General features: G+C 42.7%; 19 protein-coding genes. 8 read left to right on the top strand and 11 right to left on the bottom strand.

The window, feature by feature from the left end:
* The first annotated feature begins 62 nt into the window (after positions 1–62).
* The 3 genes from cobT to JMY02_RS02415 are packed head-to-tail and all read left to right on the top strand — an operon-like array spanning position 63 to position 2,575.
* Positions 63–1,115: a nicotinate-nucleotide--dimethylbenzimidazole phosphoribosyltransferase gene (cobT, locus tag JMY02_RS02425; protein ID WP_227678384.1), complete on the top strand. Its 1,053-nt coding sequence runs from the start codon at positions 63–65 to the stop codon at positions 1,113–1,115.
* Positions 1,116–1,156: 41 nt separating this feature from the next.
* Positions 1,157–1,978 carry an adenosylcobinamide-GDP ribazoletransferase gene (gene cobS / locus JMY02_RS02420; protein ID WP_265087942.1) on the top strand — a complete coding sequence of 274 codons (822 nt, stop codon included), beginning with the start codon at positions 1,157–1,159 and terminating at the stop codon, positions 1,976–1,978.
* 33 nt (positions 1,979–2,011) lie between these two features.
* Positions 2,012–2,575 carry a histidine phosphatase family protein gene (locus JMY02_RS02415; protein WP_201594810.1) on the top strand — a complete coding sequence of 188 codons (564 nt, stop codon included), beginning with the start codon at positions 2,012–2,014 and terminating at the stop codon, positions 2,573–2,575.
* A gap of 67 nt (positions 2,576–2,642) precedes the next feature.
* On the opposite strand, the gene JMY02_RS02410 is transcribed toward JMY02_RS02415, so the two are convergent.
* The 6 genes from JMY02_RS02410 to ppsA form a co-directional block, all read right to left on the bottom strand.
* Entirely contained in the window at positions 2,643–2,882 is a 240-nt protein-coding gene (locus tag JMY02_RS02410) for a hypothetical protein (protein ID WP_201594808.1), read from the bottom strand.
* A gap of 515 nt (positions 2,883–3,397) precedes the next feature.
* Positions 3,398–3,907 (bottom strand): 50S ribosomal protein L9, encoded by a 510-nt coding sequence (gene rplI / locus JMY02_RS02405; protein ID WP_021814819.1) that lies wholly within the window; start codon positions 3,905–3,907, stop codon positions 3,398–3,400.
* Between the two features lie 20 nt (positions 3,908–3,927).
* A complete protein-coding gene (rpsR, locus tag JMY02_RS02400; RefSeq protein WP_010198808.1) occupies positions 3,928–4,158 on the bottom strand; it encodes a 30S ribosomal protein S18 in 231 nt (76 codons plus the stop codon).
* A gap of 16 nt (positions 4,159–4,174) precedes the next feature.
* Positions 4,175–4,579, bottom strand: coding sequence for a 30S ribosomal protein S6 (gene rpsF / locus JMY02_RS02395; RefSeq protein ID WP_021814818.1), 405 nt, complete (start codon positions 4,577–4,579; stop codon positions 4,175–4,177).
* 233 nt (positions 4,580–4,812) lie between these two features.
* Entirely contained in the window at positions 4,813–5,796 is a 984-nt protein-coding gene (locus JMY02_RS02390) for an RDD family protein (protein WP_201594806.1), read from the bottom strand.
* A 114-nt stretch (positions 5,797–5,910) separates the two neighbouring features.
* Positions 5,911–8,295 carry a phosphoenolpyruvate synthase gene (gene ppsA, locus JMY02_RS02385; RefSeq protein WP_201594804.1) on the bottom strand — a complete coding sequence of 795 codons (2,385 nt, stop codon included), beginning with the start codon at positions 8,293–8,295 and terminating at the stop codon, positions 5,911–5,913.
* Positions 8,296–8,898: 603 nt separating this feature from the next.
* Between ppsA and ppsR the strand changes: the two genes are divergently transcribed.
* On the top strand, positions 8,899–9,768 hold the full coding sequence (ppsR, locus tag JMY02_RS02380; RefSeq protein ID WP_201594890.1) for a posphoenolpyruvate synthetase regulatory kinase/phosphorylase PpsR: 870 nt from the start codon (positions 8,899–8,901) through the stop codon (positions 9,766–9,768).
* 154 nt (positions 9,769–9,922) lie between these two features.
* Positions 9,923–11,572: a Si-specific NAD(P)(+) transhydrogenase gene (gene sthA, locus JMY02_RS02375; protein WP_227678376.1), complete on the top strand. Its 1,650-nt coding sequence runs from the start codon at positions 9,923–9,925 to the stop codon at positions 11,570–11,572.
* A 68-nt stretch (positions 11,573–11,640) separates the two neighbouring features.
* Here the strand turns inward: sthA and JMY02_RS02370 are convergent, their stop codons facing one another.
* Genes JMY02_RS02370 through JMY02_RS02350 form a run of 5 tightly spaced genes read right to left on the bottom strand, consistent with a single transcriptional unit; the run spans position 11,641 to position 18,051 of the window.
* A complete protein-coding gene (locus JMY02_RS02370) occupies positions 11,641–12,834 on the bottom strand; it encodes an ABC transporter permease (RefSeq protein ID WP_201594802.1) in 1,194 nt (397 codons plus the stop codon).
* Positions 12,834–14,153 carry an ABC transporter permease gene (locus JMY02_RS02365; protein WP_201594800.1) on the bottom strand — a complete coding sequence of 440 codons (1,320 nt, stop codon included), beginning with the start codon at positions 14,151–14,153 and terminating at the stop codon, positions 12,834–12,836. Before JMY02_RS02365 ends, JMY02_RS02370 begins: the two co-directional genes overlap by 1 nt.
* Positions 14,154–14,156: 3 nt before the next feature.
* Positions 14,157–15,350, bottom strand: a complete 1,194-nt coding sequence (locus tag JMY02_RS02360; RefSeq protein WP_201594798.1) for an HlyD family secretion protein — start codon at positions 15,348–15,350, stop codon at positions 14,157–14,159.
* A gap of 47 nt (positions 15,351–15,397) precedes the next feature.
* On the bottom strand, positions 15,398–16,345 hold the full coding sequence (locus tag JMY02_RS02355) for a YihY/virulence factor BrkB family protein (protein ID WP_227678375.1): 948 nt from the start codon (positions 16,343–16,345) through the stop codon (positions 15,398–15,400).
* A gap of 44 nt (positions 16,346–16,389) precedes the next feature.
* Positions 16,390–18,051, bottom strand: a complete 1,662-nt coding sequence (locus JMY02_RS02350) for a TolC family protein (RefSeq protein ID WP_201594794.1) — start codon at positions 18,049–18,051, stop codon at positions 16,390–16,392.
* A 428-nt stretch (positions 18,052–18,479) separates the two neighbouring features.
* Between JMY02_RS02350 and glpK the strand changes: the two genes are divergently transcribed.
* The 3 genes from glpK to JMY02_RS02335 all read left to right on the top strand — a co-directional run bounded on the left by glpK (position 18,480) and on the right by JMY02_RS02335 (position 22,357).
* Complete coding sequence (gene glpK, locus JMY02_RS02345; protein ID WP_201594792.1) at positions 18,480–20,072, top strand: glycerol kinase GlpK; 1,593 nt, start codon at positions 18,480–18,482, stop codon at positions 20,070–20,072.
* A gap of 502 nt (positions 20,073–20,574) precedes the next feature.
* The gene (locus JMY02_RS02340) at positions 20,575–21,048 is read left to right on the top strand and encodes a hypothetical protein (RefSeq protein WP_201594886.1); all 474 of its coding nucleotides are present in this window, start codon (positions 20,575–20,577) and stop codon (positions 21,046–21,048) included.
* Positions 21,049–21,328: 280 nt separating this feature from the next.
* Complete coding sequence (locus tag JMY02_RS02335; protein ID WP_201594790.1) at positions 21,329–22,357, top strand: endonuclease/exonuclease/phosphatase family protein; 1,029 nt, start codon at positions 21,329–21,331, stop codon at positions 22,355–22,357.
* The last annotated feature ends 78 nt before the right edge of the window (positions 22,358–22,435 follow it).

The raw sequence follows: 22,435 nt of genomic DNA, 5'->3' as shown, positions 1-22,435 counted from the left end.
TAATGGCAAAAATTCCATACTCTGCTAGTATGTGTTTTTGTTTAACCTCTACCAATATCAGGATGCTTCTCTTGACCAGATTCACCGCACCCCCTATCGCCAATATAGAAAATGATGTACTTCATCAGCAGCTACAGCACATTCTTGGCCTAAAAACCAAACCGCTTGGTGCGCTTGGACGATTAGAGGCGCTGGCGTTGCAATTGGGTATGATTCAAGGGACAACTACGCCGCACATTGAACAGCCACAAATCAGAGTGTTTGCGGCGGATCATGGTTTAACCAAGCATGGCATATCTGCTTATCCTAGCGCGGTTACCGCGCAAATGGTATATAACTTTTTGCAAGGTGGGGCGGCAATCAATGTATTGGCACGCCAGCATAATATTGCGCTCAAGGTTGTCGATGCGGGGGTAGATGCAGATTTTGCACCGCATCCACAACTACTGGACTACAAAATACGCCGTGGTAGCCGTGACGCATTAACAGAGTCTGCCATGACAGAAAATGAGTGTTTGGCTGCCTTAAAGAGCGGTATGGAAGTAGTCAAGGATTTACCCGGTAATCTATTGATTGTAGGCGAGATGGGTATTGGCAATACCTCAGCCGCTAGCTCATTGTTGGCAAGATTGGGTGATATACCTATTGCTGATTGTATTGGTCGTGGCACCGGTCTTGATGATGTAGGGTTGCAGCACAAAACCCATATTTTAACGCAAGTATTAGTGCGTCATAGTGAGGCAAAAGCGCCATTAGCCGCCCTTGCAGCCCTTGGCGGCTTAGAGATTGCGATGATGGCGGGTGCACTGATTGGCGCTGCCAGCGAACGCCGTATCCTTTTAATGGATGGTTTTATTGCCAGTGTCGCCTTGTTGGTTGCTGAACGTTTAGCGCCAGGCGTTGCCCAATATGCGGTATTTGCTCACCACTCAGTCGAGCCAGGTCATGCACATTTATTAAAGCTATTGGCAGCTAAGCCATTATTGGACATGGGCATGCGTTTGGGTGAGGGAAGTGGGGCGGCGCTAGCGTACCCGCTATTGCAATCAGCATGTGCCATTATTAAAGAGATGGCAAGTTTTAGTGATGCTGGTATCAGTGAGAAAAATCACTGATGTCATCGCCTTTAAAACCACCAAAGCAGTCAAAACACTCTGTGTCTAAACCAAATATGATACAGCTCATCAAACATGAGTGGCGTCTGCTGCTCGTTGCCGTACAGTTCTTGACGCGACTGCCCGTACCTTCATTTACCAATTATGATCCGCAGTGGTTACATCAGAGTAGCCGTCATTTCCCTGCTGTGGGTCTGTTGGTTGGGCTGCTTTGTGCTGGCGTGTTTTGGCTTGGTAGTGTTTTATTTACGCCGCTGATTGCCGCAGTGATAAGTACTATATTTGGTATTAGACTGACAGGTGCTTTTCATGAAGATGGTCTGGCGGATAGCTGCGATGGCTTGGGTGGCGGTTTGACTCGTGAGCGTACTTTAACGATCATGAAAGATTCGCGCTTAGGAACTTATGGCGTTTTAGGCTTAGTTTCAGTGCTTCTGCTCAAAATCACCTTGTTGGCCTCTATGCCGCCATCGGTTGCTATCGTTGCGCTTATTATCGGTCATACGGCTTCGCGCTTGCTATGCATTAGCTTGATCGCTTTATTGCCTTATGGCGGTGAGATTGAACATGCCAAAGCCAAACCGATGGCGCAGCAGCTGACGCTATTGCAGGGAGTGTTGAGCACTGGTTGGCTGCTGTTGGCAGGGATATTGGTAATCGCCATATTTCCTAGTGGCATCCAACAAATCGGACTGAGTCAATGGTTGCTGGCTTTATTGCTGACACTAATCGCAACCGACTATATGCGGCGACTATTACGCAGACGACTTGATGGTTATACTGGTGATGGACTAGGCGCGACGCAGCAGCTTAGCGAAGTTGCGATATATATGGGACTGGCAGCATCTGTACCGTTTGTCTAAGTTTTAGCAATCAAGTAGGAAATACACACAGCTATGATTCTCTATATTTGGCGTCATCCCAAACCAATTTTAGCAAAAGGCAAGTGCATCGGGCAGACGGACATAGCGGTAGATAAACGTAAACTAAAACGGCTTGCCAATAAAATCGAGCGTTTTGCACGCCTGCATCAATTGCCCAAGGTTATTTGGGTTAGCCCATTACAGCGCTCATTGCTCGTTGGGCAGATATTAGCGCAACGTGGTTTTCAATACAAAATTGCATCTGAACTTGCTGAGATTAATTTTGGTGTATGGGACGGCCATACTTGGGAACAAATCGCTAAGACAGAAATTGATGATTGGTGTCGTAATTTTGCCTATTTTGCCCCTAATGATGGTGAAAGCTTGCAGCAACTGTTTGAGCGTGCCGCCAGTTGGTTGCGCGATAGAGTTATCGAAAGTGACTTTGAGAGCAATAGTCAGCCAATATTAGTGGTTGGTCATGCAGGCTGGATTAACGCTGCAAAAATGATTGCTGCCAAAAAAAGCGTGCCAAAGATAGCTTCTGAATGGCCACAGTCTGTCAATTATCTGACACATCATCGATTAGATTTTTGATCAAAGACATAATCAGAGTTGATGGTCGCTTTTAGAAGCACTCCATATTTTCCTCTGTTACTGAGAGCTACGCGATTCTATCAAACCACGCTTTACTATTTTTGGCCGTCGTAGAGTCAAAGCTCACGTAGATACCTTGCTCATCTAATGTTGCATACCAGTGATCGTCATTACTGCCAGTCAACAGCTGAAAATATTTATTATTCACAATTCTACCTACGGTGTAAATCTCACCTTCTAAATAAAAATCATTACCCCGTATACACAATAATTTATCATTGGTTTTTATTTCAATAGTGTTTATCATACTTCATGCCTTGTCAAAAAATAAGAGTCGGTAAATAATATGAAAAAAAGAATAGCAACTTAATTAATAATTATAAAGATGAGTTTATAGGTAATATCTTATTGTTAAGTATAGCGTTTTTAAACAATGTATTGCAGATAGTTGCTTGAATATATCATTTTAAAAAGAAATGATAGTAAGTAGACAATGTTAGGGTGTGTACTCAATCTAAACGATAGCGACTAAATGGACTAAAAATGATTAAATATTGGCAAAACCGCGTCAAATAGCGGGTCAATATCCAAATATTATTAGCGCTATTTTTCTCGTTTGGCTTCAATTTATCTCATTTTTATAACCATTTTCAAAATGAAGACAGGCCCTATATAATTTGACTACTTTAAAAGTGCGCACAGTCAGGCTTTACTGATTTTATAGTGGCTTGAATATGATTTACAAGTAAAATATAGACATAAAAAAAGGCCAGCAACATGAAGTTACTGGCCTCTTTAGACTAGATCTAAATATTCAAAAAATTACTCTTCTGAATAATCTTCGTTCTCGTCTTCAACTTCTTCTGCTGACTCTTCGTTGTCGCCATCTTCAGAAAGAATAGTAACTAGAATAGTAGCGGTAACGTCATGGTGTAGCTGAATATCAACATTGTATTCGCCAATTTGACGTAAAGTGCCTTCAGGAAGCTTGATTTCAGCACGATCTACTTCTAGACCCGAGTTAGTCAAGGCTTCAGCGATATCGCGTGTACCGATAGAGCCGAATAGCTTGCCTTCGTCACCTGATTTAGCACGCATAATAACATTAACGTCAGTTAACGCTTCAGCACGTTCTTGAGCAATACTAACTTCTTTGGCTTCTTCAGCTTCAAGCTCGGCACGACGTGTTTCGAACTTTTCAATGTTAGCTTTAGTTGCAGGTAGCGCTTTGCCCTGTGGGACAAGAAAGTTACGTCCGTAACCTGGTTTTACATCGACAGTTTCACCGAGTTTACCAAGGTTGACGATACGCTGTAACAAAATAATTTGCATGAGTCATTCCTAGTTAACGGTTAACCTTGATGGTTATCAGTGTATGGAAGTAGCGATAAATAACGAGCCTGCTTGATAGCAGTGGCCAGTTGACGCTGATACTTAGTAGATGTACCGGTAATGCGGCTTGGTACGATTTTACCATTATCACTGATATACTGTTTTAGCAATTCAACATCTTTATAATCGATGTGAGTGATGCCTTCAGCAGTGAAACGGCAGAATTTGCGACGGCGATAGAAACGTGCCATGAGTATTCTCCTTTAATTAGTCTTCACTGTTGTCGTTGTCGTCACCATCGTTTTCACGACTGTCTGGACGACGAGTAGTTGCTTTGCGTGCGCGTTTTTCATCGGCATTCTTGGCTAACTGCGACTCTTCAGTGACAGCTTCGTCACGGCGCATAACTAGACTACGAATGATCGCGTCGTTATAACGGAATAATTCTTCAAGTTCAGCCAAAGTTTCACCGTCAGTTTCAATGTTGAAAAGAACGTAATGAGCTTTGTGAATCTTGTTGATTGGATAAGCCAGTTGACGACGACCCCAATCTTCTAGACGATGGATAGTGCCGTTGTTGTCTTGAACTAACTTGATATAGCGCTCGACCATGCCGACCACTTGGTCGCTTTGGTCTGGGTGTACAAGTAACACCAGTTCGTAATGTCGCATTATGACTCCTTACGGATTAGTAGCTATTAACCCTATGTTAATAGCAAGGAGATTTATAAGGTAAGCCTGATACCGAGCAAATATAGCGGGGCATAAGCTTAGTTTATAAAGCGCCGTATTATAACAGGACTTAATCATTAACACAAAGGTTAATCACTGAGGCGCTGCTAATAAAATATATGATGAACCAAATTAAAAACGTGGCTAAAAGAAGATTGTTTTATTTAAGAAGATTATTTTATTTTTGGCTCTTTTACCAATTGACTGCTATCAGCTTTTACAACCAACGTTTTAGCCAGTTTGTCATGCCAACCGATGTTTTCAGGGCTTTTGGAAGCCATGTAATAATGGATAGCAATAATGACAAATCCTAAGAAACTGGTGAAAGAGAACAACAAATTGTAAATAATAAACAGCAACAAGGTTCGCACACCGATAAGCTTGGTAAATGATGGCAGACGATGGGTGGTTTGATCCACGACACGAATACCAGTAAGTAGCTTACCCAATGATTGCCCACGTAGCGTAATAAAGACCAGTTGTAGCGCAAATAAACCAAAAACCATGACTTGCGACATCATCAATGTGCTACTGGGAAGGCTTTCCATTAGCGTCATTGAGTATTGATAAGCAGCGTCCATATCCTGGATGTTTTGAAACTTAGTATAATCTACATCCATTTTAGTCAATGCCAGCACTAATGGGACAATTGCCAATAAATACAATAAGCCATTAATGGCAGTAGCGAGCACTCGCGACATGATAGGAGCAAGTACCACATTGCCAACGATTTTATCCTTGTCTGTGGTAGCTTTTTTGATACTAGACTTACTTAAGGATACATTATTGTGCGGCGTTTGATGACGATTGTTCGTCATATCTGCTTTCACGTTTTTAGGGTTCTCAGGCTTACCATATAGTCTATCTAGCGATACGGACTTACCATCTTTAGCATTAGTGGCTGTGTCTTCAGGAAAGACAGTCACATTATTGATGATAGAGTCATTCACTTCAGGTCTGTTAGCAATAGTCGGTTGATAAAGCGTTTGATTATTGGTCAAATTACCGACGCGCTGCCATTGATCTAAGCCTTCATGCCACATCAAATCATCTAGTGACACTTCACCAGAGGCCAGCATAATATTAAGCTGCTCCAAGTTGTATGGACCAGCTTGTACGTTATTTCGAGCAAGGAAAATCTGCATAATTGCCTGCATAGTTAGTCATATCTTAAGTCATTATATTAGGGTCTATCTGAAAAAATCAAATAGACCCTAAAAGCGTTAGCTTTAATGACTGTGTGAATTATTGCTGTGACTTAACGTGATGGCTTATTTCGCTTCTTCACCCGCTAAGAAAAACCAAGTATCTAATACTGAATCAGGGTTCAATGATACCGAACTGATACCTTGCTCCATGAGCCAGAACGCTAGATCTGGATGGTCTGATGGGCCTTGACCACAGATACCGACGTATTTGTTCTGCTTACGGCAAGCTTCGATAGCCATGGTCAACAGTTTCTTAACAGCAGGGTCACGCTCGTCAAATAGATGTGAGACGATACCTGAGTCACGGTCAAGACCAAGCGTCAACTGAGTCAAATCGTTAGAACCAATTGAGAAACCATCAAAGTGCTCTAGGAACTCTTCTGCTAATAAAGCGTTGGTCGGCAGTTCACACATCATAATGACACGTAGACCGTTCTCACCGCGTTTTAGACCGTTTTTCTCAAGCAATTCGATTACTTGTGCTGCTTCGTCAACCGTACGTACGAATGGAATCATAATCTCGACATTGGTCAAGCCCATCTCATCACGCACACGTTTGAGCGCTTTACACTCAAGCTCAAAGCAATCACGGAAATTATCAGACACATAACGGCTAGCACCGCGGAAGCCCAGCATTGGGTTTTCTTCTGATGGCTCGTATAATTTACCGCCGAGCAAGTTCGCGTATTCGTTTGATTTGAAATCTGACATACGAACGATAACAGGCTGATCCATAAAGGCAACGGCTAACGTTGAGATACCTTCGACCAATTTATCAACGTAGAAGTCAACGGGTGAGGCATAACCAGCGATACGCTCATTGATGGCTTGTGAAATCTCACGTGGCAAGCTGTTCATGTTTAATAAAGCTTTTGGATGCACACCAATCATACGGTTGATGATGAATTCTAGACGTGCAAGACCAATACCTTCGTTTGGCATTTGCGTGAATGAGAACGCACGATCTGGGTTACCAACGTTCATCATGACTTTAAATGCTAGGTCTGGCATAGATTCAACAGAGTTGGTCTGTACTTCAAAATCAATCTGACTCTCATAGATGAAACCAGTATCGCCTTCAGCACAAGAAGCGGTCACGTCTTGGCCATCGACCAATAGCTCAGTGGCATTACCACAACCAACGATGGCTGGTACACCAAGCTCACGAGCGATAATCGCAGCGTGACAAGTACGGCCGCCGCGGTTAGTGATGATGGCAGAAGCACGCTTCATAACTGGCTCCCAATCCGGATCAGTCATGTCTGATACGAGTACATCGCCTTCTTGTACCTTGTCCATCTCGTTCAAATTACTCACGATACGTACTTTGCCTGAACCGATACGTTGACCGATTGAGCGACCTTCACACAATACTTTTGCATTAGTGGTATCGATGATATAACGTTCCATCACATTACTGTCTTGACGGCTCTTAACAGTCTCAGGACGTGCTTGAACGATGAAGATCTCGTTAGTATCACCATCTTTTGCCCATTCGATGTCCATCGCTTGGCCATAATGCTTTTCAATCGTTACTGCTTGCTTGGCAAGTGACGTCAGCTCTTCAGTAGATAAAGAGAACTGCATACGATCTTGTTTTTCAACATCGACCGTTTTGACTGATTTGGCAGTGCTGCCTTCGTCACCGTAGATCATCTTCTTATGCTTACTACCGAGATTACGGCGGATAACAGAAGGTTTACCATCGGCTAGTAGACGTTTTGAGATGTAGAATTCATCTGGGTTTACAGCACCCTGTACAACCATTTCGCCTAGACCGTAGCTTGATGTGATGAAAACCACTTGATCAAAGCCACTTTCGGTATCTAGCGTAAACATCACACCAGCAGCGCCAGTTTCTGAACGCACCATGCGCTGTACCGCAGCGGATAGGGCGACGCCTTCATGCTCAAAACCTTTATGGACACGGTAAGAGATGGCACGGTCGTTATAAAGAGAGGCAAATACTTCTTTAATAGCAATTAGGACGTTATCAATGCCGCGAATGTTCAAGAACGTTTCTTGTTGACCGGCAAATGATGCATCTGGCAAATCTTCAGCAGTTGCAGAAGAACGTACAGCAACAGCGATATCTTCGCCGCCACTCATGGTCTCAAATGATTGACGCACTTCTTGCTCAAGATCTTTTGGCAGTTCTTGCTCAATAATCCAAGTACGGATCTTTTTGCCAGTGACTGCAAGCTTATTGACATCATTCACATCTAATGTTTTTAGCTCACTGTTGATTTTGTCAAGTAAGCCCGTTTCGGTCAAAAAACGGTTGAATGCATTTGAAGTGGTGGCAAAGCCGCCTGGAACACTAACGCCTAAATCAGAAAGATGGCTGATCATCTCACCAAGTGAGGCATTTTTGCCACCGACCATCTCAATGTCGTCTTTTCCTAGCTGATCAAGATTGATTACAAGTGCTGTAGATTGCGCTGCCATGATAACTCCAGAAAATAAGGTTATTTAGTAAAGATTATAACGGTGAATTATACCGCCATATTAAGAGGATTTCGAGGAGTTTAACCAAAAAACTTGTTAAAAATATACAAATTGTGGGGTTTGCTACATATTTTATCGTCAGTGTGCCAATTTTATTTTTTAGCGAGCTTACAAAACGTTAGGAAAAGCTCATATTCTATTCTGTGATATTTTTAAATTGGCTTATAAAAAGGTGATATAAAATCAGTCAAAACGAATTGGAAGGTAAAATCGGTTAAACTCAATCACGAAAGGCACAATTGATTGAATCAGGAGATGAAAAATAGTGTGGGTTTCTAAGTGTACGCCTGTAACATTAATTTCTATTGAGTCACTATTGTGCGTATAATACAAGGCGTGAATAGTAGAGACTTATGATTATATCAGTGTTCAATTTCAGCCTTAATAATCAATATTTATAGTCAGTAGCAAATCATTCAGTAGTAAATAACCAGCCAATTAGGGCAGTTAAAAACAGATAACAGCCAAATATCAAATGAAGGTTACTATTGTGTTCTCAATCGAGGTGCCAAAGTTATGTACGCAAGCAATCCAGCCGAACAAATGAATCCCACTATTCAAAATCGTGATGCGCTAAACTCAAACAGTTCACAATCTGTCAGGACGGCGTTCTTTATTTCGGACGGTACAGCGATTACTGCTGAAACCCTTGGCCGCGCTATTTTGAGTCAGTTTGCCTCAGTACCTTTTGAGACACGAGTATTGCCTTATGTAGATAGTTTAGAAGGCGCAGAAGAGGCGGTCAAACAAATCAATATGGCCTATCAACGAGATGGCTTGTTGCCTTTGGTGTTTGATACGATTGTTAACCCTGATATTCGTGAAAAGATTAACTCTGCTCAAAGCTGTAATTTAGATATGTATGAAGGTTTGATTGGGCGCGTCGCAGAAGAGACAGGAGTAGAGCCAGATGGACACTCAGGTCATGCGCATGATGATGTAGACTCTGAGACTTATAAAGAACGCATCAATGCGGTTCATTTTGCCTTAGACAATGACGATGGTGCGCGAACGCGTCATTATGATGCGGCCGATATTATTTTGATTGGGGTGTCTCGCTCGGGCAAAACGCCAACTTCATTATATTTAGCATTACAATTTGGTATTCGCGCCGCCAATTATCCTTTGACCGAGGATGATTTGTATGACAATCAATTACCAAAAGCATTACGCGCACACAAAGACAAGCTATTTGGCCTACTGATTGACACTGATCGTTTGGTCAAAATTCGTCAAGAACGCCGCGCAGGCAGTCGTTACTCAAGCTATCAGCAATGTCAGCAAGAGCAGCGCGCGATACAAGGGATTTATATTACCCATGGTATTCCAAGCTTAGATGTGTCTGAGATGTCTGTTGAAGAAATCGCCACGCGTATTTTGCAGATGACAGGTCTTAAGCGCCGCATCGGTTGATAAAGGATAACAACGACTGACTGGGTATTGGACATTGCAAAATGTAGTGTCAAAACGTATGGTGAGCATGCCTTAGTATTAAAATTTCGACTCATCTATGTATAAATTCACTTATTGGTTTAAACGATAAATAAATACGCATAAAGAGGACATGATGGTAAGTAAAAAAACAAGCGACGCTACTAATAATATCGATGAGGATACTCATACTGAAGTATCGAATAAAGAGAGTGGTCGTGTGCCCAGTCCTGAGCACACTGAAGGGCAAAGTGAGAAACAAAAAATTGCGCAGACTCATGAGCAAGTCACTGATGATGTCATGCATCACCCCGATCTTATCAATCCGCTCGATGATATCCGTATTGACATCAAATCTGGTTTTGCTAAAGATTCTCGCCGTTTAAAAAGTGACGATCACGAGTATGAGTATGATGCTGTTGTATTAGGAGCAGGCCCTGCTGGTGAAGCTGCTGCGATGAAGCTGACCAAGTCTGGTAAAAGAGTGGTGGTCGTTGATCCGCGTGACCAAGTTGGTGGCAACTCTACGCATGTGGGTACCATTCCGAGTAAAGCACTACGCCAATCGGTATTTAACTTAATTAACTTTCGCCGTGACCCTATGTTTACCAAGGCGATGGAGTATAAGCAAGTACCTCTCAATAGCGTACTGGCCAATGCCCGTCAAGTGATACGCCGTCAGGTAAATACGCACACACGTTTTTATGAACGTAACCGCATTGAAGTTATTCAAGGTTGGGCAAGTTTTATCGATAACCATACTTTACGTATCGAAACCGATGACAATGTTTTTGAAACCATTACCTTTAACAAAGCCATTGTGACCGTGGGTAGTCGCCCATATCGTCCTGACATTTTAGATTTTAATCATCCACGTGTGTTTGACTCTGATAAAATCCTACAAATGGACTATATCGTCAAAAAAATCATTATTTATGGTGCTGGCGTGATTGGTTGTGAGTATGCCTCTATCTTTACAGGGCTTGGTTACAAAGTTGATTTGATCAATAACCAAGATCAGCTACTCAGTTATTTAGATAGTGAAATCAGTGATGCTATCGCCCACGATTTTAGACAATTTGGTGTCCTTATCCGCAGCAATGAAGAGATTGATCACCTTGAAACCCATGATGATTATGTAATTTTGCATCTAAAAAGTGGTAAAAAAATCAAATCTGATGCCATTCTTTGGTCAAATGGACGCTCGGGTAATACGGAAAGTCTAAACTTAGAAGCCATCGGTCTGAATGCCAATAGCCGTGGTCAATTAAAAGTTGACGACACCTATCGTACTGAGATCGAAAACATTTATGCCGCTGGTGATGTCATCGGCTGGCCGTCGCTCGCGTCTGCCGCTTACGACCAAGGGCGCTGCGCCGCCGCCTTTATGGTAGGTGATAGAGATGCTGAGCCAGTATCAAGTGTCCCGACTGGTATTTATACGATTCCTGAAATATCGTGTATTGGTAAAACTGAGCAAGAGCTTACCGATGAAAAAGTACCTTATGAAGTGGGACAAGCATTTTTCAAACATCTTGCTCGTGCGCAAATCATTGGTGAGCGTACTGGCGTTCTAAAGATACTATTCCACCGTGAGACGTTAGAGATATTAGGCATCCATTGCTACGGCAATCATGCTTCAGAGATTATTCACATTGGACAAGCAGTAATGAAATGTAAGAGTAACAATACGCTTGAGTATTTTGTCAATACCACATTCAATTATCCAACGATGGCAGAAGCTTACCGCGTGGCGGCATTGAACGGCTTGAATCGAGTGTTTTAATTTATAAAGTGTTTAGAAGATACTGTGAACAAAAAAGCGCCTACTGGTATTGTAGGCGCTTTTTTTGTTCATCTTTTATCGATTCTTGTTGAAAGGTGCCGGCGAACCAACATGAGCAAGGCAAAGTAAAACGCCCACAATGCTATCAATGCGTAAAATCCCATAGCAACTTGCGAGACATTGGCACCCATTTGATTCAGTTGGACAGATGTATTGATGGCAGGCGTTGTTGGTATGAGCCAACGTATGATTTGTAGCAACTCTGGAAGTTGATCTGCGGGCCATGGATAGCCACTCACAAAAAACATGGGCAGTGAGCTAAAGATTAAGAGTTGCATACTGCGCTCACGTTGTCGAAACCAGAGCCCCAGTAAGCATCCAAGTGTGGCTACTGTCGGACAAAACAGTGTTAAAAATAACAAACTTCCGATCATATTTTGTCCACGTGGATAGTGATGGAGCTCAAATGCCCAGCCATAATAAAAGCAGCCGACTATAAAGCTGAACATACTAAGCGCTACAATACGCCCAAGCCAGCCGCTTATGCTGGTCATATGACGACGTTGCTCATACCACGTGCCAATTAGCATTGCTGTGGCGATCAAAAGGGTTTGCTGCAAAATAAGAATAGAGACTGCTGGTACGACGTAAGCACCATAACCTTCAGTTTGATTGTATAAAGGGATAATTTTCAACGGCACAGCTTGAGTGTTGGCTGCTGCGGTAGCTGAATATGCCCCTTGCGCCACGCTTTTTTTGACCTCAATACCTGCTGAAACCGTGCTGACTGCTTGTAAAAACCCCATTTGTACGTTTTTGTTCAACAAAAAATAACCACCGTTGCCAAGAACGCTGACACTTGCGGATTTTCCAGACAGTATTTGTTGCTCCAGTCCACTTGGAATGATCATATATCCAGCGATGTCGTTTGACCACATGGCTTCTTTGGCCGTTTGCTCATCGATAAAACGCCGTGTATCTAACTGCGGACTGGCACTCGCATAACGGATGAGGGTACTTGACAGATTGCTATTTTCTTTATCAATGATACCCACTGGCACATGATTGATCACTTCGCTCGAATAGGGCCAAGGATAAAAGAAACCGTAAATAACGGGCGCAATCATTAATAATAAAAGCACACCTTTATCAGAAAAGATATCTTTAATAGTCTGCAAAAAACTGTCTAAAAATTTTTGTGATGAGTATGAGTCTGCAGCTGTCGTTTCGGTAGATAAATGATCTTTTGGCGATAATGACATCAGCGTGCTCCCCAGCGTTCAGGGTGCGCCAGTGCGCGTTTGGTTAATAAAGCAGTCAAGCTCATCGCAATCATCGTTGCGATGGTCAGCCCATAGACAATCGGTAATGATACGGCAGCAGGCGCGTGCATCTGCAATTGAGCAACATGCAATTTTAGATAGTGAGTGAGCGGTAGGGCGTTTGACCAATGCTGAGCACTGCTGCTAATAGCGATATAGGGGAAAGTGACACCTGCAAACGCATAAGAAGGGGCGGAAATAAAAGCAGTAGCAGACAAGCCCATTCGTAATGAAAATGAGCTTAAAGTAAAAATAGCGCCGAGCCAAAAGGATAGCATTATTAGTAGTATTAAACCGGCATAAGTAGCAAGGATTGAGCCGATGGCAATGGACTCTTGAGGCCTAGATAGCAATAAAGCCAGCATTGCCCAAATGCTATAAGCCAACATTGGCCAAAGGTATTTACCCAACAAGCCAAATAATAAAACTACGACACTTACTTGCTCGAGATGTTTGTTAGGCAGCTTGCCTTTATTATTAAAATGTTGACTATTGTTCGTTTGAGCTGTTTCTAACGCTGATGTTGTTTCATTTTTCGTGAGAAAAGCTTTATCAGAAATCTCCGTATTGATAAAGCGATACCAGTGACCAAGTTTTTTGTCACGCAATTCACGACCAATGGTCGTCGCACCGATGACCATTGCCAAAATGTGCAATAGAGCAGGGATGACGGTTGATGCTAAAAACTGCTGATAGTCGGTTGCTGCGTTGAATAGGCTGATGCGCTGTATTTTAATTGGTGAGTAAGCAATTGCCGCTTGGGTTGGTGCGATGCCTTGTTTGACTAACTGTTGTATCTCAACGCCTGCTGATAATGTACCAGCGACGGCTTGAACACTGGTTTGAATGATACCCGAGTGTGTACCATACTGAGCGTTTACTTGCAAAATTAATGGGGCAGGTTTGCCAGATAAAATATTGCGAGAAAAGTTTTCAGGGATAATCACAACTGCATAAATATCACGTTGCAAGATCGCTGCTTCTGCCTCAGCATTTGAGTAATAAAGCTGTCTCACCGTCAGAGTAGGACTGGCTTCTAAGTAACGTACGGCGGTATTGGCAACAGGACTGTTGTCTTGATCTATGACTCCAATGGGCAAGTCGGTAATTTGAGTTTGTGAAAATATCCACCAAATGACTAATACCGTTATCAACGGTATCCAGACTACCATGGTGAAGTCCCATGGATTCTTGGTTAAAAACCGTCGCTCGTAGGCAGCACTGCGTATAAAAGCCCCACTTAGCTTAGTTAGGCTCATGACTTACTCTTGGGTCTGATTGGTTGAGTCAATACGCACAATAACACTCATACCCGAGCGAATACGGTCGTCAGTATTTGTTGGCCGCGCTTTTACTTCAAAGGTACGTACATCAAAGCCATCATCATTGTTAGTCGGGCGCCAAGTCGCAAAATCAGAGAGCGTGGATGTGGCGTAGACCGTAAATTGTCTTGTGTAAGGTTCATTGGCGGATGACAGCGCGGGAATAGTACCCATAAATTGCTGACCGATAGCAAACTTATTTAAATGGGATTCGGTGACGTTTAACACCACCCATTGGTCATTAGTGTTGACCAGCGTTAAAATAGGAACGCCTTGGCCGACTACTTCACCTGCATTGACAATGACATTGTCAACAATACCAGCAATAGGACTTTTTAAATTGGCCTCTTCTTTTGCCACTAGTGCTTCGTCTAGTTGGGCATCGACCTGCGCGACTTGTGCTGTCGCAGCGGACTTGTCTTCACTGCGCGTGCCTTCCATTGCTAGGTCATATTGCAAGCGTGCGGCTTCCGTTTGATCTTGAGTGGCTAAATACTGAGCATAGGCCTCATCGCGTTTTTGCCGTGCCATTAAGCCTTCTTCATAAAGACGATTGATACGCTGATAGGTATTTTCTGCCAAATCAGATGCCGCTTTATTGGCTTGCCATGCCGCCTTTGCTTGAGCAATCTCTTGCGGGCGAGCACCGTTTTCTGCTTTGTCTAACTGACTTTGCGCCATTTGCTTGCCAGCACGTGCTTGATTGATTTTGGCATTAATCTCAGGCGAGTCCATTTCAATGAGCTGTTGACCGACAGTAACGGTGTCGCCTTCTGTCACTAAGATTTGGGCAATACGTCCTGACACTTTTGATGCTATGGACGTTTGCTGCATTTGCATCTGTCCCTGCAAAGTCACGATTGTAGGCTCGCTATGTTGATTGCTCTTATATAAACCATAAGCAATCACAGCGATTATTATCAGAAAAATTAAGGCAAAAAGCGCTTTTTTTATCTTAATAGATTTATCGGTTTTGTCTGGTGTGCGTTTATAACTAGGCACTGGTTGTTCTGCCTCAATCTCAGGCACATCCTCTGTGGTATTATCTGAAACTTTTCCCTCTTGAGAGGTTACTGACTCGGTTGCATCATCTGATTGATGGGAGTTGTCTGATTCGTGTGGTAATTCAGTCATGACGGTGAGATCCTAAAGTAACAAAGTTGAGAATAAAAGGCTTATTACTAGTACACACGAATAGCACAAGGTTTGGCGTTTTCTATGGTTTCAGCATTGAAAATAGCACCAAAAGCGATGATAAATGCTGAATAATAAAGCCACAGCATAATGACCACGGCAGCTGAAAGTGCTCCAAACTCAGCACTATAGTTATTAAAGTTTTGCACATAAATCGAAAACAACACAGATAATATAATCCAAAAAACAGTCGCCAGAGTTGCGCCTGGTATCAGTTTTTTTAGCGCGACTGCGTCACGGTTCGGGGCTAGGCGATATAGGCCTAAAAAGCTTAAGAATATGATACCAGCCAATATTGGCCATCTACTCCAAAGCGCAATCGTCTTAGCCACTTGAGGGAAGGGGAAATAAGCTGCCACTAAAGGAATAATAGCAATAGAGGATATCGCTATGATTAAAACCACGACTGCGGCAAAGGTCAAACCAACCGCTCGAATCGTGCCCTGTATTAAGCTACGTTCTTGGGTGATATAAAAGGCAAGATTGATAAGAATAATTAAAGATTTTATGCCTTTAGAGCCAGCATAAAGGGCGAGTAAGGTTGAGACAAGAAGACTGAGAGTGAGTGTGGATGAGGTGTTAGAGGCTAACTCGCTTAAGCGCGAATCAAGGACTTCATATACGGTGTTAGGTATAAAGGAACGCAAAAGTGAGATCTGTTCTTGCATCTCAATAGGTGAAAATGCGAGTCCATAAAGCAGCACAAATACAGCCATTACTGGAAAAATGGACAAAAAACCAAAAAAACCGACGCTCGCGCAATGTGCCCAAATATTAGAGCTATTCGCGATACGCCATGTGTTTAATAAAGGCGGTAGCCAACTTGTCAATTTGAAAGTCATTTTTTTCATAAAACAGTTATTCACAATAGGATTATTAATAGTATGGTCATTAGTAGTTATAGGATGACCATTTAGTAGCTGCATAATAGTCATATGAGCGCTTACCAATATACCTGATAATTTTTAATATGAAATCATCATTCAGTATACAAAGTCGGCAGGTGGATGTCAGCGGCATTGAGATAAGCGTTAAAGGCGAGTGGCGTACCGCAGCTTTGCATAAGAGCTGCCAATGCTTGTACATAACTGTTTGCTGATTGCGCTTGTTCAGTGCGTGATTTGAGATATTGTGTCTGTGCTTGTACCACATCGATAGGTGTGTTCAGGCCTTCTTGTAGTCCCAATCGACGCAAACGCAATACTTCTGCGGCCAAGTCCACGTTGCTTTGTAATGCCTGATAACGGGACTGAGCATTATTGACATCATGCCAGTTTTTTTCGACCAGCAATAATAAATTGTCACTGACCTCAATTTCAGACAGATCGGCTTGGCGTATTTTGGCATTACTTGATGCCAGTGACGCTGTTTTATCAAGTCCGCCCCAGAGTTTCCAGCTCGCAGAGACGCCTGCTACCCAGCTTGGGTCTTTTTCGACTTGTCCATAGCCATATAGCAGGACCGTGGGCTTATAACCGGTATCTGATAGCGCATGTAGTTGCTGAGCCTGTGCGCGTTTGGCAGCAACTTTTTGCAGACTGGGATGGTTGGTGAGTGCTAAATTCTGAAAGTAATTGACCTCTGGTAGAGGGCGACTGGAGACAAACAGAGGCGTCGTGGGTTTGATACGGTAATCCGTGCGCAGTAGCCGCTGCAAAGCCATCATCGCAAGACGCGCATCATTATTAGCCTTCACCGATTCGCTTTTTGCGTCGGCAAGTGCTGATTGTGCTTCCAAGCGATCAACGCGTGAGATGAAACCTTCTTCAAACAATCGCTCTGCCATGTGATCGGTCTGCTGTAACGTATCATAAGCATCGTCACGTAAATAAGCGGCAATGATTGCCAGTTGCGCCTTAAAATACCGTTCAATCAAGGTGTTATATAGTTCGTTTTTATCGAGTATGCTGTCTGCTAGCACTTCTTGGGTACGGGCATTAGATACTCCCGTTAATGCTGCTGCGCGTCCAGCGGTATAAATTGGCCATGCCACACCAATGCCTGCACCTGTCGTTGAGCCTGAGCGCTTTAATTCGTATGAATCAGGAATACGTTCACCGATTAACTCTCCAAAATTTGGCAAGTCAGGTAGGATAGGAACAGAAGGGGTAACACCGTCATTTACCTCATTGATAAGACCACTCTTGAGCGTGGATAAATCAATATCTGTATCTAGGTTATAAGCACTGGCTGATACTCTGGCAAATACCAACGGGTTGTCTATGGTTCTAAGCGCGTCCGTTTGATATTCGCTAGCGGCAATTGCGGCTTGATTGGCAGCAATTTTTGGTGACACTTGCAATAGAATATTTTGAGCTTGCTCAAGGCTTAACAGGCTAGAGACTTCTAATGGATAACTGTTATCGATACTTTTATGAGTGATAGGGTCAATCAAAGTAGTCAAGCCAGTTTGGCGCTCAACTTTATCAGTATCAGTATTTGTCACTACGGTTAGATTTTGAGTATTAATTTGACTGTCAGCACTATCAGCGTCGATAATTTGTGTCACTGCGACTGGTGTTATGTCATGTTGCCATTCAATATTATGATTTTCGTTCGCGTTAGCGGAGGCAGATACAGTTAGACTTATAAGTGTCACTGCAATTACAGCACTAGACAGTGTCGATAAGGCAAATTTCATAAGTCGCACAAGCTATTAATTAGAATGCAAGGTATTTTAGAGTTATTGACAGGAGTCATTGTTTATAACCCATCACTGTTAAATCGGGGACGATACTATAGACTATCAATAGAGACTGGAATTTTGTCATTAACAATAAGGCGTACACTGTAGTACCACAATGGTGACCGGTCAATGCTTAGTATTCTCTTGCATAGCGTTGAACGAATCATAATTTTGTGCTAAACATCTGTTTCTATACTAGATGATATCATCATTTGTTAATAGGTAATAAAAATAGATTGACTTAAAGATCAGAAGGTTAAGTGTTGAGATTTTTTGAATTTGCTGGTTTTTCTACAATACGGTCTCAAGCATCATAAATAGGTGATAGCGATGAATAGAAAGCTATAAAATATAAATGAGTGAGATAAAACAGGGTGTGAGTAATGGCAGGATATATTTTGGCCTTAGATCAAGGGACAACGTCAAGTCGAGCGATATTATACGATGATCATGCGCGTCCAATTAAAATGGCACAGCAGCCGACGACGTTAAAAACGCCACAAGCAGATTTTGTTGAACAAGACGCGCAGCAAATTTGGCAAACTCAAATCAGTTGTGCCCATGATGTGATTAACCAAGCAGGACTACTCGCTACCGATGTTAACAGTATTGCGATTACCAATCAGCGCGAGTCCATTGTTATTTGGGATAAACAAACGGGCAAACCTTTAGCGCCTGCCATCATTTGGCAAGACAGACGCACCGCAAACTATTGTAAAACCCTTGCGACTGAGCTTCCTACCAGCATCAATAATGGCAATCAGGACGACATAGCAAGTGACATACAACGTATCACAGGCTTACGCTTAGATCCGTATTTTAGTGCCAGCAAAATCGCTTGGCTGCTAGAACACAATCCTAAATGGCGTACGCGCGCCAACAAAGGCGAAATAGCGGTCGGCACCATAGACAGTTGGCTCATATACAAGCTCACAGGTGGTGAGCATGTCATTGATGTGACCAATGCTTCTCGTACTTTGTTATATGACATCCATAAAATGGCGTGGTCAGAAGACTTATGTGCTCTTTTTGCGATACCGATGGGTATGTTGCCCAAAGTTTTGTCTTCTGATGGTGATTTTGGGAAAACCAAAAAAGGATTATTTGCCAAACAGATTCCTATTCATGCGGTATTGGGCGACCAACAAGCGGCGCTGTTTGGACAAGGTTGCCTTGATGCAGGCATGGCCAAAAATACGTATGGTACGGGTTGTTTTATGCTGATGAATATTGGCCAAAAACCCAAGCTCAGTGAGCATAAACTATTGACCACCATCGCTTGGCAACGAAAATCTGCGTCAACTCGTCCAGAGAGTCTCTCATTTGATCAAATCGTCCAATCAGGACGACGCATGTTACAACCACCAAAAAAGGAAGTTACTTATGCCCTAGAAGGCAGTGTATTTATGGCAGGTGCCATTGTCCAGTGGCTGCGCGATAATCTGGGTATGATTCAACAAAGCGGTGAGGTTGAACATTTGGCACGGCAAGTCGATAGTAGTGGCGAGGTAGTATTGCTGCCTGCATTTACAGGGCTTGGGGCTCCTTATTGGCGCTCGGATATCAGCGCGAGTATTACGGGGATGAACCGTGGCACCACCAAAGCTCATATTGCGCGAGCGGCTTTAGAAGCGATTGCCTATCAAACTTACGACGTACTGATCGCTATGCAAAAAGACAGTCCTCAGCCACTCACCGAGCTAAGAGTGGATGGCGGGGCTGCTAATAATGACTTACTCATGCAGTTTCAGGCAGATTTGCTGGATGTGCCGGTACTGCGTCCAAAAGATACAGAAATCACGGCCAAAGGTGCGGCGTTACTTGCTGGGTTAAAAACCGGTCTATATGATGAAGCAACGATGCAAGCCTCATGGCAAGTCGATCGAGTTTTTGAACCCACCATGTCTGTTGATGTGCGTGAGGCGCATCTTTATAAGTGGCAACAAGCTATAAATAGAGCGTTGAGCGTGATATAAATACTGAGTAGCGTCATGAAGTGCTGTACCAGATTAATCAACAATCACTTAATAAAGTGTTTAATCAATTATTACTTAAAGAATGTAACTGTCATACAAAAGGAGTCTAAAGATACAGGCTGTAACGCAAGATATTCGTAATTCGAACACAGCTTACATAATCGTTCTATCTGTCCGCACCTATAAATTCTTATACTTTAGATGAATCAAGCAACATTGCTGATTTTTTTATTACTTAATAAATTAGTACTTAATAACTCTAATATATAACAATCCATTTAAGGACAATATTATGAATAACGATGGCCGTATTACAGATACTGAGAACCATGTAATTGCTGATGATTACCTAGAAGTAGGTGACAGAGAGCGTATAATTGACGATAACGAACGTAGAGTGACTGGCAGTGATCATGCGATAGACAACAGTAGAGTTGTTGCCCATGAAAATGACAATATCATCCATGACCATGATGCGATTGATCGCAGCGCTGTTAAAGGTATGTCAAAAGAGACCAAAAAAGATTTAAATGCTGACGTTATTACAGGTGAGCCAGGTTCGCATCCAGTAGGCACTGGTATTGGTGGTATTGGCGGTGCAGCAGCAGGCGCGGCTATCGGTACAATGGCGGGACCATTAGGTACGCTAATTGGTGGTGCTATCGGTGCTATCGTTGGTGGCGGTGCAGGACATGCAGCAGCGGAAGCCATCGATCCAACACATGAAGAAGCGTACTGGCGTGCAGAACATGCAAACGCTGACTATTACAGAGAAGGTCATGACTTTGACCGTGATTTGCATCCAGCCTATGCAGTAGGTTATGCCAACCGCGCTCGTTATCCTGCTGATGCTCGTTTTGAAGACCACGAAGCGGATTTAGAGCGTTCATGGCAGGAAGTGAAAGGTGAGTCACGCATGGAGTGGAATGATGCTCGCCGCGCATCACGTGATGCATGGAACCGCGTGTCAAAATAACAGTTAGCTAAAATAATAGCGAAATGATGGTATATAAGCTAAAATTAATGAGGCATAACTAATGGCCTATTTAATTTAAGTAAGTAAACAATGCAGAAGCTTACTATCTCATCACTAAATTTAGCTTGATTGTAGATGTTGCTATTTTGATGAACAAAGTAAGTTGCATATATGCTATTTTGAAGCCTCCAAAGATATCTTTTGGAGGCTTTTTTGCTTTATATTTCTGACTATGTTTTAAGATTAGCAACCCATCATCAAATATAATAATAGGTAGTCTATGGTCAACCACGCCAATAAAAGCAGTCAGAAGGAGTTTTATATAGCGACTGCGAATTTGCTGAATTTTGCTAATCCTAATCGCATTTATTACGAGAATGCTCCCGCCTATAATAATAAAGAATATGAGCATAAGCTACGTGGCATTACTGATCTATTGGCCAAAGCACATGCCGATATTATTGCAGTACAAGAAGTATGGGACAGTAATGCGCTAGAAGCATTGGCTGTTTCGTTAGGATTTAAGCCTGAGCATGTGGTGATTCCATTGGCAAGCAATGACAGTGCGAGTCCGTATACACAAGGCAAAGGGGCACAGAATACGCCTGCTGTTGGTATTATTAGTCGCTTTGAACAACTAGAGAGCAGTTTGTTAGACGAAATCATGCCAAAAGCAGTGATTGATATTCCTGATGTTGGGCCTTACCAACGCTTTAACCGTCCGCCCTTAGTATTACGGGTGAATGTGTTTGGTCAGCCAATAACGATTATTACCGCGCATCTCAAAAGTAAACGTGCTTTTTTCTTGCGTGATGAAAACGGTCATCTACTAGAAGACATGGACGATCCAAATATCAGAATCCGTGCTAAGCTGCGTAGTTTGTGCATGCGTGCAGCAGAAGCGGCATCTATTCGCATGTCTATCATTGAGCGTTTGCATCATACTCGTGAGCCATTGATCTTATTGGGTGATATGAATGATGTCACTGGTAGTGTGACCACGCAATTGATGACTGAGACTGGTGAGGTCAACTATGATAAAGGCATGCGCGATGTCGCCTTGTTTGATGCTGCTCGTATTCAAGCACGTTATGGCTGGATGAAGGATGTGGCTTATACGCATATATATCAGGGCATGCCAGAAGTGATTGATCAATTGTTTGTTTCAGAAGAGTTTTTGGCGGATAGCAAGTTTTCGCTTGGTCAAGTTGAACGAGTAGACTATTTTAATGACCATTTGAAGTGGGATTATGCAGATAGAGTCACCGATCATGGTATTATAAGAGCGAAAATTAAACTGAACGATTAATTTTATTACATTGCATGGTCAATTTTGTCAAATTGTTGACCCATACATTATTTTAACCCATTCATCTCCCTTGCTTGC

Source organism: Psychrobacter vallis, from assembly GCF_904846715.1.
GTDB lineage: Bacteria > Pseudomonadota > Gammaproteobacteria > Pseudomonadales > Moraxellaceae > Psychrobacter > Psychrobacter vallis.
The sequence above is the reverse complement of the archived record's forward strand: the minus strand, read 5'-3'. Positions and strand labels throughout refer to the sequence as shown.

Bases quoted from the DNA above. Each gene is read 5' to 3' on its own strand.
- ppsA (WP_201594804.1), bottom strand. From the start codon at position 8,295: ATGGCAGCGCAATCTACAGCACTTGTAATCAATCTTGATCAGCTAGGA.
- rplI (WP_021814819.1), bottom strand. From the start codon at position 3,907: ATGCAAATTATTTTGTTACAGCGTATCGTCAACCTTGGTAAACTCGGT.
- ppsR (WP_201594890.1), top strand. From the start codon at position 8,899: ATGAATCCCACTATTCAAAATCGTGATGCGCTAAACTCAAACAGTTCA.
- JMY02_RS02360 (WP_201594798.1), bottom strand. From the start codon at position 15,350: ATGACTGAATTACCACACGAATCAGACAACTCCCATCAATCAGATGAT.
- rpsR (WP_010198808.1), bottom strand. From the start codon at position 4,158: ATGGCACGTTTCTATCGCCGTCGCAAATTCTGCCGTTTCACTGCTGAA.
- JMY02_RS02390 (WP_201594806.1), bottom strand. From the start codon at position 5,796: ATGCAGGCAATTATGCAGATTTTCCTTGCTCGAAATAACGTACAAGCT.
- JMY02_RS02410 (WP_201594808.1), bottom strand. From the start codon at position 2,882: ATGATAAACACTATTGAAATAAAAACCAATGATAAATTATTGTGTATA.
- JMY02_RS02350 (WP_201594794.1), bottom strand. From the start codon at position 18,051: ATGAAATTTGCCTTATCGACACTGTCTAGTGCTGTAATTGCAGTGACA.
- JMY02_RS02370 (WP_201594802.1), bottom strand. From the start codon at position 12,834: ATGTCATTATCGCCAAAAGATCATTTATCTACCGAAACGACAGCTGCA.
- rpsF (WP_021814818.1), bottom strand. From the start codon at position 4,579: ATGCGACATTACGAACTGGTGTTACTTGTACACCCAGACCAAAGCGAC.
- JMY02_RS02365 (WP_201594800.1), bottom strand. From the start codon at position 14,153: ATGAGCCTAACTAAGCTAAGTGGGGCTTTTATACGCAGTGCTGCCTAC.
- JMY02_RS02335 (WP_201594790.1), top strand. From the start codon at position 21,329: ATGGTCAACCACGCCAATAAAAGCAGTCAGAAGGAGTTTTATATAGCG.
- JMY02_RS02415 (WP_201594810.1), top strand. From the start codon at position 2,012: ATGATTCTCTATATTTGGCGTCATCCCAAACCAATTTTAGCAAAAGGC.
- sthA (WP_227678376.1), top strand. From the start codon at position 9,923: ATGGTAAGTAAAAAAACAAGCGACGCTACTAATAATATCGATGAGGAT.
- JMY02_RS02340 (WP_201594886.1), top strand. From the start codon at position 20,575: ATGTCAAAAGAGACCAAAAAAGATTTAAATGCTGACGTTATTACAGGT.
- glpK (WP_201594792.1), top strand. From the start codon at position 18,480: ATGGCAGGATATATTTTGGCCTTAGATCAAGGGACAACGTCAAGTCGA.
- JMY02_RS02355 (WP_227678375.1), bottom strand. From the start codon at position 16,345: ATGACTATTATGCAGCTACTAAATGGTCATCCTATAACTACTAATGAC.
- cobT (WP_227678384.1), top strand. From the start codon at position 63: ATGCTTCTCTTGACCAGATTCACCGCACCCCCTATCGCCAATATAGAA.